At 65.7% G+C, this 1,125-nt stretch carries 2 protein-coding genes; both read left to right on the top strand.

The annotated features are described in order from the left end of the window. The first annotated feature begins 11 nt into the window (after window positions 1–11). The gene (locus tag V9L17_RS21235; RefSeq protein ID WP_337349264.1) at window positions 12–431 is read left to right on the top strand and encodes a phage holin family protein; all 420 of its coding nucleotides are present in this window, start codon (window positions 12–14) and stop codon (window positions 429–431) included. After that, window positions 428–1,057: a DUF3618 domain-containing protein gene (locus tag V9L17_RS21230; protein WP_337352799.1), complete on the top strand. Its 630-nt coding sequence runs from the start codon at window positions 428–430 to the stop codon at window positions 1,055–1,057. The genes V9L17_RS21235 and V9L17_RS21230 overlap by 4 nt, the downstream gene beginning before the upstream one ends. Window positions 1,058–1,125 lie beyond the last annotated feature (68 nt).

Genomic DNA, 1,125 nt, shown 5'->3' with positions numbered 1-1,125 from the left:
TGAGCAGCCAGATGCCGGAGACTCCTGCGTCAGCGGCGCATGCGAAGGCGGATAACACGTCCCTGGGTGACCTGCTTGGTGAGGTGACCCGGGATTTGTCCACGCTGATGCGCCAGGAAGTGGAGCTGGCCAAGGCCGAACTGAAGGAGTCCGCGTCCAAGGCCGGCAAGGGCGGCGGCATGCTCGCCGGCGCCGGCGTTGCCGGGCACTTCGTCCTGCTCTTCCTCTCCATCGCCCTCTGGTACGCCCTGGGCGAGCTGATGGGACTGGGCTGGTCCGCCGTCGTCATCGCCGTAATCTGGGCCATCATCGCCGCGGTCCTGGCCTCCATCGGCCGCAAGAACCTCAAAGCCGTCAAGGGCCTGCCCCAGACCGGCGAAACACTCTCAGAAATCCCCCCAACCCTGAAACCCGGTGAGGTACAACGATGAGCGATAACCCGGACGCAATCCGTTCAGACATAGAAGCAACCCGAGCCCGGCTCGGCACCAACGTGGACGCCGTGGCCGACAAAGTCACCCCGTCCAACATCGTCCACCGCCAAACCGACAAGGTAAAAGATGCCGTGTTCGGAGTGAAGGAGAAAATCATGGGAGCCGCGGACGACGCCACCACCACCCTCCACACCAATGCCGGGCACACCGGCAACGCCCTGGGCCACGCCGGCGACACCGTCGGCTCCACCCTCGGAGACGCCGGCCAGGCAATCAGCGACGCCCCGGCCCAGGTCAAAACCAAAACCCAGGGCAACCCCCTGGCCGCCGGCCTGATCGCGTTCGGCGCCGGCATGCTGCTCTCCTCCCTGATCCCGGCCAGTGAGAAGGAACGCGAAGCAGCCGACGCCCTCAAAACCGCCGCCGAACCACTCACCACCGAGCTCACCGACGCCGCCAAAGACATGGCCCAGGGCCTGAAGGAACCCGCCCAGGAAGCCATGGAAAACGTCAAGGCCACCGCCGCCGACGCCGCCGAACACGTCAAAACCGAAGGCCAATACGCCGCCGCCGACGTCAAAGACAAAGCAACAGAGGCCAAGGACCACGTCCAAAACCCCTAACCACCACCCAGCAGACAGGCCGGCAACCCGCCTCCCCCGGCGGCGCCGGCCTGTCTGCTTTTCACCTC

Origin of the sequence: Pseudarthrobacter sp. CCNWLW207 (assembly GCF_037203945.1) — a bacterium.
In the GTDB taxonomy this organism is placed as follows: Bacteria; Actinomycetota; Actinomycetes; order Actinomycetales; family Micrococcaceae; genus Arthrobacter.
This window is presented reverse-complemented; position numbering and strand designations above follow the sequence as displayed.

Coding starts and splice junctions, on each gene's coding strand:
- V9L17_RS21235 (WP_337349264.1), top strand. CDS start 12: ATGCCGGAGACTCCTGCGTCAGCGGCGCATGCGAAGGCGGATAACACG.
- V9L17_RS21230 (WP_337352799.1), top strand. CDS start 428: ATGAGCGATAACCCGGACGCAATCCGTTCAGACATAGAAGCAACCCGA.